This is a genomic window from Paraburkholderia sp. GAS448 (assembly GCF_050435685.1).
GTDB lineage: Bacteria > Pseudomonadota > Gammaproteobacteria > Burkholderiales > Burkholderiaceae > Paraburkholderia.
In genome coordinates this window covers 12,882-27,275 of record NZ_JBNDKT010000003.1, presented here as the reverse complement: position 1 = coordinate 27,275, position 14,394 = coordinate 12,882, and the positions used below count along the sequence as shown (strand labels likewise).

General features: G+C 62.9%; 16 protein-coding genes. 9 read left to right on the top strand and 7 right to left on the bottom strand.

Features of this window, described 5'->3' with window-relative positions; translation table 11 throughout:
* Positions 1–86: 86 nt before the first annotated feature.
* The 5 genes from murI (at position 87) to P3T23_RS06575 (ending at position 3,744) form a co-directional block, all read left to right on the top strand.
* The gene (gene murI / locus P3T23_RS06595; protein ID WP_429315386.1) at positions 87–1,028 is read left to right on the top strand and encodes a glutamate racemase; all 942 of its coding nucleotides are present in this window, start codon (positions 87–89) and stop codon (positions 1,026–1,028) included.
* 304 nt (positions 1,029–1,332) lie between these two features.
* Positions 1,333–1,569 carry a (2Fe-2S)-binding protein gene (locus P3T23_RS06590; protein WP_429315385.1) on the top strand — a complete coding sequence of 79 codons (237 nt, stop codon included), beginning with the start codon at positions 1,333–1,335 and terminating at the stop codon, positions 1,567–1,569.
* Between the two features lie 231 nt (positions 1,570–1,800).
* Positions 1,801–2,541, top strand: a complete 741-nt coding sequence (locus P3T23_RS06585) for a TonB family protein (RefSeq protein WP_429315384.1) — start codon at positions 1,801–1,803, stop codon at positions 2,539–2,541.
* 38 nt (positions 2,542–2,579) lie between these two features.
* On the top strand, positions 2,580–3,311 hold the full coding sequence (locus tag P3T23_RS06580; protein ID WP_429315383.1) for a MotA/TolQ/ExbB proton channel family protein: 732 nt from the start codon (positions 2,580–2,582) through the stop codon (positions 3,309–3,311).
* 16 nt (positions 3,312–3,327) lie between these two features.
* The gene (locus P3T23_RS06575; RefSeq protein WP_429315382.1) at positions 3,328–3,744 is read left to right on the top strand and encodes an ExbD/TolR family protein; all 417 of its coding nucleotides are present in this window, start codon (positions 3,328–3,330) and stop codon (positions 3,742–3,744) included.
* A 405-nt stretch (positions 3,745–4,149) separates the two neighbouring features.
* On the opposite strand, the gene P3T23_RS06570 is transcribed toward P3T23_RS06575, so the two are convergent.
* A complete protein-coding gene (locus P3T23_RS06570) occupies positions 4,150–5,130 on the bottom strand; it encodes a LysR family transcriptional regulator (RefSeq protein WP_429315381.1) in 981 nt (326 codons plus the stop codon).
* Positions 5,131–5,252: 122 nt separating this feature from the next.
* Here P3T23_RS06570 and P3T23_RS06565 point away from each other — a divergent pair, with 122 nt between their 5' ends.
* The 4 genes from P3T23_RS06565 to hemP all read left to right on the top strand — a co-directional run bounded on the left by P3T23_RS06565 (position 5,253) and on the right by hemP (position 7,697).
* Positions 5,253–6,125, top strand: coding sequence for a pirin family protein (locus P3T23_RS06565; RefSeq protein WP_429315380.1), 873 nt, complete (start codon positions 5,253–5,255; stop codon positions 6,123–6,125).
* 186 nt (positions 6,126–6,311) lie between these two features.
* On the top strand, positions 6,312–6,710 hold the full coding sequence (locus P3T23_RS06560) for an OsmC family protein (RefSeq protein ID WP_429315379.1): 399 nt from the start codon (positions 6,312–6,314) through the stop codon (positions 6,708–6,710).
* A 70-nt stretch (positions 6,711–6,780) separates the two neighbouring features.
* Positions 6,781–7,263, top strand: coding sequence for an SRPBCC family protein (locus P3T23_RS06555; RefSeq protein WP_429315378.1), 483 nt, complete (start codon positions 6,781–6,783; stop codon positions 7,261–7,263).
* Positions 7,264–7,448: 185 nt separating this feature from the next.
* On the top strand, positions 7,449–7,697 hold the full coding sequence (hemP, locus tag P3T23_RS06550) for a hemin uptake protein HemP (protein ID WP_429315377.1): 249 nt from the start codon (positions 7,449–7,451) through the stop codon (positions 7,695–7,697).
* 303 nt (positions 7,698–8,000) lie between these two features.
* Here hemP and P3T23_RS06545 read toward each other — a convergent pair whose 3' ends face one another.
* From P3T23_RS06545 to uvrB, 6 genes are all read right to left on the bottom strand, one after another.
* Positions 8,001–8,408 carry a GlcG/HbpS family heme-binding protein gene (locus P3T23_RS06545; RefSeq protein ID WP_429315376.1) on the bottom strand — a complete coding sequence of 136 codons (408 nt, stop codon included), beginning with the start codon at positions 8,406–8,408 and terminating at the stop codon, positions 8,001–8,003.
* Between the two features lie 30 nt (positions 8,409–8,438).
* On the bottom strand, positions 8,439–9,791 hold the full coding sequence (locus tag P3T23_RS06540) for a 4Fe-4S binding protein (protein WP_429315773.1): 1,353 nt from the start codon (positions 9,789–9,791) through the stop codon (positions 8,439–8,441).
* A 68-nt stretch (positions 9,792–9,859) separates the two neighbouring features.
* Positions 9,860–10,705: an FTR1 family iron permease gene (locus P3T23_RS06535; RefSeq protein WP_429315375.1), complete on the bottom strand. Its 846-nt coding sequence runs from the start codon at positions 10,703–10,705 to the stop codon at positions 9,860–9,862.
* 51 nt (positions 10,706–10,756) lie between these two features.
* Positions 10,757–11,089, bottom strand: coding sequence for a cupredoxin domain-containing protein (locus P3T23_RS06530; protein ID WP_429315374.1), 333 nt, complete (start codon positions 11,087–11,089; stop codon positions 10,757–10,759).
* Between the two features lie 87 nt (positions 11,090–11,176).
* Entirely contained in the window at positions 11,177–11,725 is a 549-nt protein-coding gene (locus tag P3T23_RS06525; RefSeq protein WP_429315373.1) for an iron transporter, read from the bottom strand.
* A 449-nt stretch (positions 11,726–12,174) separates the two neighbouring features.
* Positions 12,175–14,268 carry an excinuclease ABC subunit UvrB gene (gene uvrB / locus P3T23_RS06520; protein ID WP_429315372.1) on the bottom strand — a complete coding sequence of 698 codons (2,094 nt, stop codon included), beginning with the start codon at positions 14,266–14,268 and terminating at the stop codon, positions 12,175–12,177.
* Positions 14,269–14,394 lie beyond the last annotated feature (126 nt).

The window sequence follows — 14,394 nt, the reverse complement described above, 5'->3', positions numbered from 1 at the left end:
CCGCGCCGGGTACGACCGACAGGGTCGACGTGCCGGCCGCGGGCGTGGGTACGCCTTCTGCCCTTTCCGCTCTTTCCATTACGCTCATGACTGCACAGCTGGACGCCTCCCCGCTCATGCCCGCCAATCCTGCACCGGATGGCGTAACGCCCGTTTCGCATACGGCTTCGGACGCGCAGACGCGAGCGCCCGCCGCGGCATCGCCGGTTGGCGTCTTCGATTCCGGCCTGGGCGGACTCTCGGTGCTGCGTGCGGTGCGGGCGCAACTGCCGGGTGAATCGCTGATCTATGTGGCGGACTCGGCGTACGCGCCGTACGGCGAACGCGATGACGACTTCATCGCCGACCGGACGCTGGCGATCGGCGAATGGCTCGTCGCGCAAGGTGCGAAGGTGCTGGTGGTCGCCTGTAATACGGCGACGGCGCAGTCGATCGCGCTCGTGCGTGAGCGGCTGCCCATTCCGCTCGTGGGCGTCGAGCCGGGCGTGAAGCCAGCTGCGTCGCAGTCGATCACGCGCGTCGCGGGCGTGCTTGCAACCCAGGTCACGCTTCGAAGCGCCCGTTTTCAGGACCTGCTGGAGCGTTACGCGGGTGACTGCCGGTTTCTGTGTCAGCCCGGACACGGCCTCGTGCAAGCCATCGAGCGCTGCGACGTCGGCTCGCCCGAACTGCGCAAGCTGCTCGAAAGCTACCTCCAGCCGATGCTGGACGCTGGCGCCGACACGCTTGTGCTCGGTTGCACCCATTACCCGTTCCTCGACGCCACGATTCGCGAGATCGTCGGTGACCGGCTGACGCTGATCGATACCAGTGTCGCCGTCGCGCGGCAGCTGGAGCGCGTGCTGGATCAAAATGGGCTGCGTGCCTCCGGCGGCGCGGATGCCGCCCCATTACCGCGCTTCTGCTTCACCGGAGACGGCGCGCACCTCCAGCAGGTCGCATCGACACTGCTGCAGATCGAAGCGCCGGTCGAGCGCGTCAATATTCCGTCGCGCCGTACCGCAACGCTGGTCGCCCATGTCGCCTGAACCACGCGGCCCGTCAGCGGGGGGCTGCGCCGTCCATCCAGGCGTACGCGCCACCGTCTGACGCGCCGTCTCTGCGGTGGAGATACTCCCGCCCCCCGGCTGCCCCTGGATACGCGCCGGACGGCCCTCCAACCGGCCGCCCGGCCCCCTTCGCCGCGAAATCACCCGATACGACCCCACGCTGCAGCAGCGTGAAACCCTCCCAAGGGTCTAGTTTTGTTACAAAAATCCGCAGACGAGGCTTGCCAAACCACCCAAACATAATGATAATAATTCGCATTAACGTTAGCCATCGCGCCAAATCATGATCGTCTGCGTATGCAAGTCTGTCTCCGACCGCAAGATCCGTGCGTCCATCGCTGAGGGCATCGATTCGTTCGATGAGCTCCAGTTCGAACTGGGCGTCGCAAGCTGCTGCGGCAAATGCGAAGAGACTGTGCGCAACGTGATGGCGCAAAGCGGCGTCTGCGCGAGCCGTTGTGGTGTCGAGCATCACGCTCAAGCGATACCGCTCACCTTCTACGAACGCAAGGCTGCCTGATCCTGGAGCGCGGCTTTCGCCGCGCTCGTCGCCGCCGCTTTACCTACCACCGTCAGCAAGCCAGTCTCACACCAGCCAGCTACCGCTCACCCCTTTAAGGAGTTCGAGATGGAATTGCTGATCGGTTTTGTGACCACGCTGTGCATATCTCTGCTGATCTTCCGAAAATGACGTTGTTTCGCCCGACGCACTGCATAGGCGGGACGTCTGCCGCCTGTCGTCCACGCTAACATGCAGGCCTCACCTACCGTTCCAGCCGGCTTCCCGCCAGCGCAGTCCGTCCGAATGAATCTCCGGGTCGCATCAGCGGCCGGCGCCGTCGTCGCGATCCATGTGGCGCTACTCGCGGTGGTGCTCGCCACGCGCAACGAACCGGTGCCGCGTGCGCTCGAATCGCGCACGATCACCGCCGAACTGCTAAGTCCGGCGCCAGTGGCCGCGCCCGTGGCGATCCAGTCGACGCCGACCCCGCCCAAACCGGTGCCGCCCGTTCCGCAGACCAAGCCCAAGGTGCAACCCCGCCCGACGCCGAAGCCCGCGCCGACGCCTCTTCCCGAAGCCGCCGCGCCGTCGCAGCACGAGATCGCCACGCCTGAACCTGCACCGCCCGCGCCGCCAGCGCCCGCTCCGGCCGCCCCAGCGCCGGCCGCCGCAGCACCTGCCGTCGGGAAGCCGACGATGGCGCTGAGCGCGCCGAAAAGCGTCGCCCATCTCGACTGCAGTATCGTCACGCCTGACTACCCCGCGGTGTCGAAGCGCCGGGGCGAAACGGGCACAGCGTACGTCCGTTTTGTGGTCGGCCTGACCGGCAAGATCGAAAGCATCGAACTGAAGAAAAGCAGCGGCTACAACCGCCTCGACGATGCAGCCGTTGCCGCGATGCACGACAGCGCGTGCAAGCCGTACGTCGAAAACGGCGAACCGGTACAGGTCACCTACACCCAGCCTTTCACCTTCGGCCTGACCGACTGACTGAACGACCGATCCAGTTTCCAGAAAAAGGAATAGCCATGCAAAATTACGGTATCGCCCACGTTTGGGCGCAAGGGGATTTCGTGACGCGCGGAATCGCGCTCGTGCTGTTGATCATGTCGGTGCTGTCGTGGACGGTTATCGTCGTCAAGAGCTGGAACGTCGTGCGCCTGAAGCGCCTGACGAAGAATGCGGAACAGGCATTCTGGCATTCAGACGATCTCGCCGACGGCGTCAGAAAGCTCGGCGCGCACGCGTCGACGCCGCAGGACAACCCGTTTCTCGCGCTCGCGCTGTCGGGCCAGGAAGCCGCAGATCACCATCATCAGACGCAGCCTCATCTGCATGACCGCATGGACGTGTCGGACTGGGTAACGCGCTGCCTGAAAGACACCATGGATGAGAGCGTCGCGCGCATGCAGAGCGGCCTCGCGATTCTCGCGTCGATCGGCAGCACGGCTCCGTTCGTCGGGCTGTTCGGCACCGTGTGGGGCATCTATCACGCACTGCTGACGATCGGCGCGACCGGCCAGACATCGATCGACCAGGTTGCCGGCCCGGTCGGCGAGGCGCTGATCATGACCGCGTTCGGTCTCTTCGCCGCCATCCCCGCCGTGCTCGGCTATAACGCGCTTACGCGTGCAAACAAGGCGGTCGTCAGCAAGCTCTCCCGCTTCGCACACGGTCTGCACGCGTTCTTCGTGACGGGCGCCCGCCTGTCGTCGAGCAAGCGCGGCGACGGCCTGCGACTCGCCACGCGCGCCAACTGATCAGCGAGGCATCCCAATGGCAATGAGCCCCTTCGCCGGCGACCATGACGACGGCCTGATGAACGAAATCAACATGACGCCGCTCGTCGACGTCATGCTGGTTCTGCTGATCGTCTTCATGGTCACGATTCCCGTGATTCGTCACGCGGTGAAAATCGACCTGCCGCACGCCAGTAGCCAGAAAGAAGACAACAAACCGGCTCAGGTGACGGTTTCGGTTCAGGCAGACGGCACCTTTTTGTGGGGCGAGCAGCCGGTCAGCGACGACGTCCTGCGCGCAAAGATCGCAGAGGCCGCGCAGCAGAGCCCTCAGCCTGAGTTGCACCTGAACGCGGACCGCAAGGTGCCGTATGAAAAGGTCGCCGAGGTGATGTCGGCGGCCCAGGCCGGTGGTCTGACGAAAATCGGTTTCGTGACCGAGCCGAAGAAGTAACGCCGCTTTCGCCTCAACTGACGGTGAGACGCTGAAACCCCTGTTTTCAGGGGCTACAACGGACTGCATGGATAGTGGGAGCGCGGCAGAAAGTAAAAGGCCCTCATCGTCAGATGAAGGCCTTTTTTCGTGCGCACTCGGCGCCTTCGGGCGGCGGGATCACGTACCATCAGAATGGACACCCTGATCACCGCATGCGACAGCCGTGGTCGACACGGACAGCGCGGTCAGCCCTATCAGGCTCACTATGATAGCGGCCATGAGTTTTCGCATAAGAGACTCCTTAGCGAAGGGATTTCAATATAGGCCCGGCAGCGCGCGCAATCAAGCAAACAGCCATTGAAAGTACCGATCACCGCCCACGCTTAAATGCCAAAAGCGATGCGTGCGTCCCGACACGGCACATCAGAGCGCTTCGGCTTTCTGCAGTGCATTGATTAACGAAGTCTCCGGACACTCCATTGCAACGTACTTGCCCGTGTCGACGTCGAGCATTTCGACGAGATAGTCGACGAAGGCACGCACCGCCGGCACCATGCCCTGCCGCGACACGAACACCGCATACAACTGCGGCGAAGGCAGCGTCCAGCCGGGCATGACCGGCGACAGCTGGCCGGTACGCAGGGCCGCGCCGTACATCATCTCCGGCAGCGCGGCGATCCCGACGCCGGCCATCACCGCTTCGCGCACCGTCAGCAGATCCGCGGTGACGAGACGCGGCTCGTGTTCATGCAGGTGACGCGTGCCATCGGGCGCAATCAGGTTGAAGACATGGCGACCGTCGCCGGTCGGGGTGTCGAGCGTCTCGAAGCGGGACAGGTCCCCCGGCTGCAACGGCGGCGCATTCTGGTTCAGCAGGCTCGGCGCGCCGACCAGCATCTGCTGCGTGCGCCACAACGGCCGCACGACAATGTTTGCGCTCTCCGGTGGATCCGAACGCACGCGCAGCGCGACATCGATCGAATCCTCGTACAGATCGACGACGCGGTTCGTGACACGCATCACGACGCGCACTTCCGGAAACCGGTGCATGAACTCCGGCAGGATCTGCGAAAGCAGGGTCTGCGAAATCGTGACGGGCACGCTTACGCGCACCGTGCCGCGCGGCGACGAGCGCAGTTGCTGGACCACATTCACTGCCGCCTGCGCCTCCGACAGCATCGCCTGACAGTGCTGGTAGAAGAGCTGGCCGGCCTCGGTGAGGGCGAGCTTGCGGGTGGAACGTTGCAGCAACCGCACCCCGAGCGACGCTTCGAGTTCGGTCAGGCGCCGCGACAGACGCGATTTCGAGATGCCGAGCACGCGCTCCGCCGCCGAAAAACCGCCGTGTTCGACAACCTGCGAAAAGTACATCAGGTCGTTCAGGTTATGCGAATCGATCTTCATGTCATCGTTCCACTCATAGAACAATCCATTGCGAGACAGTGACTGGCACCGCGAAAATGCGTCCCTATAATAGCTCTATGTTTCAAAAATGATGCTATTCCCCATTTTTCGAGGTGACTTTGATGAGCACGACACGCACGATCGAGCGCACGTATCCCGCGCTTCGCACGACGGAGGGTGGCGGCTTCATCGTCCACCGGCCGTTTCCGACGCGCATGCTGATGGATTTCGACCCATTTCTGCTGCTCGACGAAATGGGACCCGTCGACTACGCGCCCGGCGAGGCGAAAGGCGCCCCCGATCATCCGCACCGCGGCTTCGAAACCGTCACCTATGCGCTGGAAGGGCAGTTCGGCCATAAGGATTCCGCCGGCCACTCGGGCACGCTCCACGCGGGCGACGTGCAGTGGATGACGGCCGGCGCGGGCGTCGTCCATAGCGAAATGCCCGACCCGTCGTTCGTCGCGAAGGGTGGCCGCGTGCATGGCCTGCAACTGTGGGTGAACCTGCCCCGCCGCGACAAGATGATTGCGCCGCGTTATCAGGAAATACCTTCGTCGAGCATTCCGGTGGCGACGTCGGCGGATGGCAAGGTTCGCGTGAAGGTGATCGCCGGCGAGGCGCTCGGCGTGAAGGCCGCGATCGAAACGCGCACGCCGATCCTGTACCAGCATTTCACCCTGCAACCGGGCGCGCGGATCGAGCATCCGGTGCCGCGCGATTTCCGGGTGTTCGCGTACGGGCTGTCGGGCAAGGGCCTCTTTGGCGAGGATCGCCGCGAGGCCGATGCGCAGACCATGGTCGTCTTCAATCAGGACGGTGACACGGTCACGCTCGCCGCCGGCGACGAGCCGCTCGACGTGCTGCTCTTCGGCGGGGTTCCGTTGAAGGAGCCGGTGGTGCGCTATGGCCCATTCGTGATGAACACCGAGGAGGAAATCCGCCAGGCCGTAGTCGATTACCAGGCCGGCCGGATGGGGCAGATCGCGCACTGATACTTCGCCAGGGACGCGCGCGCCGCCGCACCGCACGGCGGTGCGCATGCGCACGCCACGATTGCACAGAAATTCGTTCACAATATCGACTCGTGCCGCGCGGCGCCTTTTGTACCTGATGCACCTGATGCACGGGTGCTGCACGTTGTACCGCGCGGCGTATTCCGTTTCCGCACAGGAGATCGCATGGCAGAGTCCGCAGTCACCGCTCACATTGGTTCGACGAATTTTCAGGTCCTGCTGGACGACGGCACCCATAGCTGGCTTGCCGACGAACCCGCATCGGTCGGCGGCGGCGATCGCGGCCCCGCTCCTGAAGCGCTGCTGCTGTCGAGCCTCGGCGCCTGCACGTCGATCACGCTGAAGATGTACGCTCAGCGCAAGGGCTGGCCACTCGCCGAAGTGCATGTGACACTGTCGCTCGAAAAGGGAGACGAAGGCTCGACCATCGATCGCAAGATCGTGCTGGAAGGCGCGCTGTCGGACGAGCAGCGGGAACGGCTCTTGCAAATCGCCAATGCGTGCCCGCTACACAAGATCCTGACGCGCCCTATTGGGATCCGGACCGGGCTCGCTGCCGCCTGATCGCCATGCGCGCCCTGTCGTCTCCGGTCGCTACGGCGATTACGCTGCGTTTTAAGAGGAAGCTGTCGTCTTGAACTTCGAACATCTGATCCAGATCAACGACCCGTTGAATCCGTTCGTCGAAAGCATGACTCGCGAGCAATTGTGGGAAGGGTTGGTGCTGCGCGCCGAGCAGCCACAGCTGTTCGTGCTGGGTCTCGATAGCTGCACGATCCTGTCGCGCACCGACAGCACGCTCGAGCGCGAGCTGCACTATGGGCAGGCCACGGTGCGCGATCGCGTCACGCTCGCGCCCAACGAGAGCGTGCGCTACGACATTCTGGCTACGGAGTCGTACGTTGGCGGCTCGCTGACGATGACCATCGAGCAGCCGGACGAACTGCAGCTGTTTCTGCGCTTCGAGTACAAGACCACCCTGCCCGCCGCCGACACCGAAGACACACGTCAAACGAACGAAATCGTGAAGTCGGCGTATCGCGAGTCGGACATCGATACCGTGCGGCTGATCCGCCAATTTGTGCAGGCTCGCAAGGAGCCCGGCAACCTGCATTGAGCGACGGTCGTTCGACACAGCACACGGCGGCAGATAGAACCCGCCGCTGTGCTCGAAGCCCCCTGAACAACACGCCGAAAACATCGACCCTATCGAAACAAAATTCCGATGAATTCATCTATGTTGTAAATGCGAACGATTATCATTTAATATCAATCCATCGAATCAACCAACCGATGGCACGAATGACCGACCTCACTCGCACTTCCACGCTCAGCCTGCGCCGCAATGCAACGGCCGCGCTGACGAGCCGTCCGAAGCCTGCCGTGCCCGCATGCGAGCTCGAGCGCAGCAGCGGCCAGCCGGAAACCAGCAAGCGCGTCGTGTCCAGCGATTCGCTGCTTCAGGGACGCAGCCATATCAGCATCGCGCATAACGGCGAGACATATCAGCTGCGCGCGACCCGTCTGGGCAAGTTGATCCTCACCAAGTAACGACGCAAGTTTCAGGCAGTAAGTACCGGGTATTGTGGGGACCACCTCTCCGGGAGGTGTTGGGCATTAGCCAGCCACGACGGCTTGCACGCGAGATCTAGACCCCTTCGTGCAGACACCAAGCCAGCCGTCGGAGCCAGCCAGGCCGCTTTTTTGGTTCTCACCGCCGCGCGGGCGTGCGCATTGGGCACAACACCGCAATCGAAACGAATGGAAAAAAGCCGTGCGGATGAACACTCCGCACGGCTTTCTGCTTTCCGTCGTGTTGAAACGCGCCGGAGCGTGACAGGTGAGCGCGTCGCGTCAGCCGATTCCTAGCGCAGCAATCCCGGCACGGGCGATCGCAGCGTCCTGTTCGGACTTCACGCCGGATACGCCGATCGAGCCGATCACGTCGCCGTCGACGACGATCGGCACACCACCCTCCACCATTGCGACAAGCGGGGCACTCAGGAACGCGGTGCGGCCCTGCTTGACGATGTCCTCATAGACCTTGCTTTCGCGGCGGCCAAGGACGGCCGTGCGGCCCTTGCCGATCGCCATCTCGACCGTGCTGGGCGCGACGTTATCCATCCGGTGGAGATGCAGCAGATGCCCGCCTTCGTCGAAAATGGCGACGGTCACATTCCATTGATTGGCGAGCGCGTGCGCTTCGGCAGCGGCGGCCATTTTCTTGACGTCTTCGTCGGTCAGTGCAGGTTTGTTTCTCACAATAGCCTCGCTCTTTAACTCAACACGCCTTCAGCGCGTCCAGCCCCAGAACATCAGCCACCACGCACTGTCGACGACCGCAAGCGCGGCCATGAACCATACCATTGCGAAGCCGCGCTGGAAAAGCTGCGCGCTATAGCGGCGCGTAACGAGCCACGCGAGCCACGCACTCCAGACGTTCGCGATGGCCAGAATCGCGATCCGCACATCCGACGCCCACCACAGCGGCACGTGCTCCGCACGCAGCAGTGACAGCGTGGTCGCCGACAGCCCGAGGAACACACCGGTGCCAGCGATCGGGATCAGTCCCTGCGCGAGGTGATGCAGACGTACCCAGCTAAAACGGCCGAGCGTGCGCGTAGCGCCCATCAGCAACACCAGCAGCGCCGTGCCGTAGACGAGGCCGGTGGCGACGATGTAACCGATCACCATGGTCCCGTCGAGCCACGAGAAGACATCGTTCTGTTCAGGATAGTGCGTGAAGAGGAACCACGGAGCGTTGGTCTCGAGCGGCCACGTGATGTCGTGGTCGACGAGCCATGTCGCGAGGAACATCTTCAGGTCGACGAACCAGGTCGACGCGGTCCAGTGAAACGCGCCGATGGCGATGCCAAGCAGCCCGTACAGAATCAGCGCGGTATCCCACGCGCTCGCCTGCCTGTCGCCAAGCTCGACCACCTCGGTCGACGGCGAGCGCCACGTCAGCGCGATCGCGTCGCGGTGACCGCTGCACCGGCCGCACATATGGCACGCGGCCGCGCCTTTCATGCTGCGCAACGGCACAAGCGGCGCGCAATTGATCGGAATCACGCGATGGCCGTGCTCGCCCTCCTTGTACGACTTGCGCCACGCATCTTCATCGACCTTGTAGTGAAACGGTGCGAGGCGCGCCAGAAGCGCAAAAACCCCGTTCACGGGGCAAAGGTATTTGCACCAGACGCGCTTTTCGCGCCCGTAAAGCAAACCGATGATCATTGCGGCAAACGTCGAGCCGCCTAGCACCAGCAGCACCGCCTTCGGGTACTGGTAGACACTGACCATCTGGCCGTAGATCGTCGTGAGTCCGAAGGCGACGAAAGGCCAGCCGCCCCAGCGCATCCAGCGCGGAATCGCCCAGCCTCGCCCGTATTTGCTCGCGAACTCCGCGAGTGCGCCTTCCGGACACAGTACGCCGCACCATACGCGTCCGAGCATTACCATCGATAGCAGCACAAACGGCCACCAGATGCCCCAGAAGACGAACTGCGCGGCGAGCGTCAGATTGGTCCACAGATGCGCCGTGTCGTCTGGCAGCGGCATCACCGCCGGCACCAGGATCAGGAATGCGTAGACCGCAACGACGACCCACTGGATCCCGCGAATGAGTGCGCCGTGGCGCTGCATCCACTGGCCGGCTTCTGCAAGCCGGCCCGAACGCCCCGAAGGCCCTGAACTCCCGATTACACCGCTGGTCATGCCGTGCGTCCTGCCGCCTGCTGCGCCGGGCGCCGGCTTGCGCGCCGCACCAGCAGGTACACGACCGCCCAGTACACTGTGTAGGCCATCAGGTTCATCAGCGCCGGATGGGCGCGATAACCGGTCAGCGTCGCGACGAGCGAGCCGAATGTGCTCGAGTCGTCGAGGACCGCCGACGTGTTCCACACCTGGTCAACGAGGGTCGGCAGGATTTCCTTATCGATCAGCTTGTCTACACCGGTCTGGAACAGGCCCGCGCCGAGGAACAGCAGCATGATTTCGGTGATGCGGAAAAAGAGCCGCCACGAGAAGATCTTGCCGCCGAGTTGCAGCACATAGAACGTCAGGAACGCGAGACCCAGCCCGATCACCACCGCGAGCATCTGGCTTCCATCGACGTGCCCCGACTGACCGAATCCAAGGCCATACAGGAAGATGACAGTCTCGCTGCCCTCACGCGCGATCGCGAGCGCGACCAGCACGGCAACGCCCCACCAGTTCGCGTCCTGCGTGCTCCTTTGCAGCGACTTTTCCATGTCACGCTTGAGCGTGCGGCCGTGCTGCTTCATCCACAGCACCATCTGCACGATCAGCACGCAGGCAACCAGCACCATCGCCGTCTGGAAGTAATCCTGCGCGTCGCCGGACAGCACCTCGGTGAAGCCGACGAGTGCCGCCCCCAGCGTCACCGCCGCCAGCACCCCCGCGGCGACGCCGCCCCACAGGTACGGCAGGCCGCGCTGCGCGCTCTCGTCGCCATTCTTCAGCCATGCGTACAGGATGCCGACGACCAGCAGCGCCTCGACACTTTCCCGCCACACGATGAACAAAACCTGACCCATCGATATTCTCCCGCTGCCTCGCGGACGCCGGGCGCCCGCATGGAGGCGTGCTTACTTTGCGACGATTACGCCCTGTGCCTGCTGGTGAAAATCGTCAAAAAACTTGTATTCGCCCGGCGAAAGCGGCGCAATCACAACGAACGAATCGGCGCCCGGTGCGAGCACCTTTTCTTTCCGCAGTTGCACGCTTTCGAATTCCGCCGCGCCCTTGCCCACGTTGCGCACTTCGATCTTGATGCGCTGTCCCGCCGGCACTTCGATGCGCGCCGGATTGAGCGTGCCGTCGTTCATTTCGAGCTTGAACGTCGGCAGATCGGCCGCGTGCGCGACGCCGACGAGGGACGTCGTCATGGCGAGGATCGCGATCTTCCTGTTGATTCTCATTGAGCCTTCCTGAAGATGCGGCGCGCCTTCACGCGCCGCCTGCTGCGCTTACGTTGCCACGTTGCCTCGCGAGGCATCACGCCGCGATCAGTACCCGCCCTTCTTGCCGATACCGGCGTACGTGAAGTCGTAATCGATCGTGAACGGCTTGAACCACGGGCCCACGCCGGTTTCCTTGTCGACGTGGCGGCCAAAGGCCATGTGACCCATCTGCATCGGCGGTTCGACGATCAGCTTCAGGTGATATTTGCCCGGGCCGAACATCTTGACGTTGTCGCCGTAGTGCGGGCCGTCGCTTGCCACCATCGCCATCATGTCGCCCTTGACCGACTGGGTCGTGCCGACTTTCGACAGCTCGTAGCGAACCTGCAGATACGGCATCCAGTCGCCCTCGGCAAAGCCAGTCGGGTTGTTCTTCACCGCGTGGATGTCGGCTTCCAGGTGAACGTCCGAATCCGATGCCTTGCGCATCATGCCTTCCGGCTCCATCGTGATCGGCTGCAGATAGACCGCGCCGATTTCCATGCCGCCTTGAATGTTCTGCTTGCCGATCGGGTATTCAGCAGCCGACACCGACAGCGCGGCCACGGCAGTCGCAACAGCTGCGCCGCCGCGCAGGAAAGATGAAATCCGCATTGAAACTCCTTTGTTTTTATCAGCTGAGACGATGAAAACGCAGACCGAAGGGAGGTTCGTTCGCCCGCCCTTCAGCCGCAACAGCGACGCAATGGTGAAAGCCCCGATCTGGAAATCAAATCTAAAGGCAATAGAGAACGTTAATGCGAACCATTCTCAATACTTGGCGAGTTTATCATCGTTCAGGGTGGAGAACAAATGCGAATACCTAAGAAACCTTACGCCGCATGGGTTTAAGGCGCTCTTAAGCAAACGTTCCAGCAACGAGTCGCCGCGCGGTCCGAAATCCTGCTTGCTGATTTGATCTGTCTGCAGGATTCGGGATGTGCGCAGCCGTTCCGGCATAGTGCGAAGTGTCGATTCGACGGACGGTTCTGGCTACTCCTGATCCGGGCCGGCATGGCGGCCCGGTACGACAACGGCATCGCGCCGCCCCGGAGCGCCCTCCTTCAGTTCGTGCCGGTCAGATGATCTCCGACGTTCGCGCCGAATACGCGCTCGCGCAGCAAAGCCAGCTGGTCGCGCGCCTGCGCGGCCTTCTCGAATTCGAGATTCTTCGCGTGCTCCATCATCTGCTTTTCGAGCCGCTTGATCTCCTTCGACAGCTGCTTCTCGGACATATCCTCGAATTTCGCACGCTGCTGCTGTTCCTTCAGCTCCGCGCGCGCTTCGTCGACGTTGTAGACGCCGTCGATGATGTCCTTGATCCGCTTGACGACCCCGCGCGGCGTAATGCCCATCTTCTCGTTGAAGGCGATCTGTTTCGCGCGCCGCCGCTCCGTTTCGTCGATCGCGCGGCGCATCGAGTCGGTGATGCGGTCCGCGTACAGGATGGCCTTGCCGTTCACGTTCCGCGCCGCCCGGCCGATCGTCTGGATCAGCGAACGTTCGGCGCGCAGGAAGCCTTCCTTGTCCGCGTCGAGAATCGCGACGAGCGACACCTCAGGAATATCGAGCCCCTCTCGCAGCAGGTTGATCCCGACCAGCACGTCGAACGTGCCGAGGCGCAGGTCGCGGATGATCTCCACGCGCTCGACCGTATCGATGTCGCTGTGCAGATAGCGCACCTTGACGCCGTGATCTGCCAGGAACTCGGTGAGCTGCTCGGCCATGCGCTTGGTGAGAACCGTCACGAGCACGCGGTCGCCGGCTTTGACGCGCTCGTTGATTTCCCCGAGCACATCGTCGACCTGACTGGTTGCCGGACGCACCTCGATCTCCGGGTCGACGAGGCCGGTCGGGCGCACCAGCTGTTCGGCCACCTGCCCCGCCGTCTTCTTCTCGTAATCGGCGGGTGTCGCCGAGACAAACACCACTTGACGCATCTTGCGTTCGAACTCGTTGAACTTCAGGGGCCGATTGTCCAGCGCCGACGGCAGACGGAAGCCGTAGTCGACCAGATTCTCCTTACGCGCGCGGTCGCCGTTATACATGCCGTTCAGCTGGCCGATCAGCACGTGCGATTCGTCCAGCAGCATCAGCGCATCACCAGGCAGGTAATCGACCAGCGTCGGCGGCGGCTCGCCGGGCGCCGCACCCGAGAAGTGCCGCGAGTAGTTTTCGATCCCTTTGCAGAAGCCCAGCTCCTGCAGCATCTCCAGATCGAAGCGTGTGCGCTGTTCGAGCCGCTGCGCCTCCACCAGCTTGCCTCCCTGGTAAAAGAATTCGAGCCGGTCGCGCAGTTCGGTCTTGATCGTTTCGACCGCGCGCATCACCGTTTCGCGCGGCGTCACGTAATGCGAAGACGGATAGACGGTGAAGCGCGGAATCTTCTGGCGCACGCGCCCCGTGAGCGGATCGAACAGCTGCAGCGTCTCGACTTCATCGTCGAACAGTTCGATGCGCACCGCCATTTCCGCATGTTCGGCCGGAAAAATATCGATCGTATCGCCGCGCACACGGAACGAGCCGCGCTGGAAGTCGGCTTCGTTGCGGCTGTACTGCATCGCGATCAGACGGGCGATGATGTCGCGCTGGCCGAGCTTGTCGCCGGTGCGCAAGGTCAGGATCATCTGGTGATATTCGGAAGGATTGCCGATGCCGTAGATCGCCGACACGGTCGCGACGATCACCACATCGCGGCGCTCCATCAGGCTCTTCGTCGCGGACAGGCGCATCTGCTCGATGTGCTCGTTGATCGACGAGTCCTTTTCGATGAAGAGGTCGCGCTGCGGCACGTACGCTTCCGGCTGGTAGTAGTCGTAGTACGAAACAAAGTACTCAACGGCGTTGCGCGGAAAGAACTCGCGAAACTCCGAATAAAGCTGTGCAGCGAGCGTCTTGTTCGGCGCGAACACGATGGCTGGACGGCCGAGACGCGCGATGGTGTTTGCCATCGTGAAGGTCTTGCCAGAGCCGGTCACGCCGAGCAGCGTCTGGAACGACAGGCCATCCTCGATACCTTCGACGAGCGTGGCGATCGCCGTCGGCTGGTCGCCGGCCGGCGGGTAAGGCTGGTAAAGCTGGAACGGAGAACCGTCGAAAGTGACGAATTTCGATTCGTCGAGCGCGTCATTGACTTCAGTCAAATGATGTTCGGACATGGATGCGGCATCCTCAGCCGGGAGCAAAGGACTATTCTAGCCCCTTGCGCTTTCCCGGGCAGGCGGCGGATCCGGCTGCCGTTGCACGGTCTGACCCGCAGCCTGCGGGGTGGCTGGCGCAGCAAA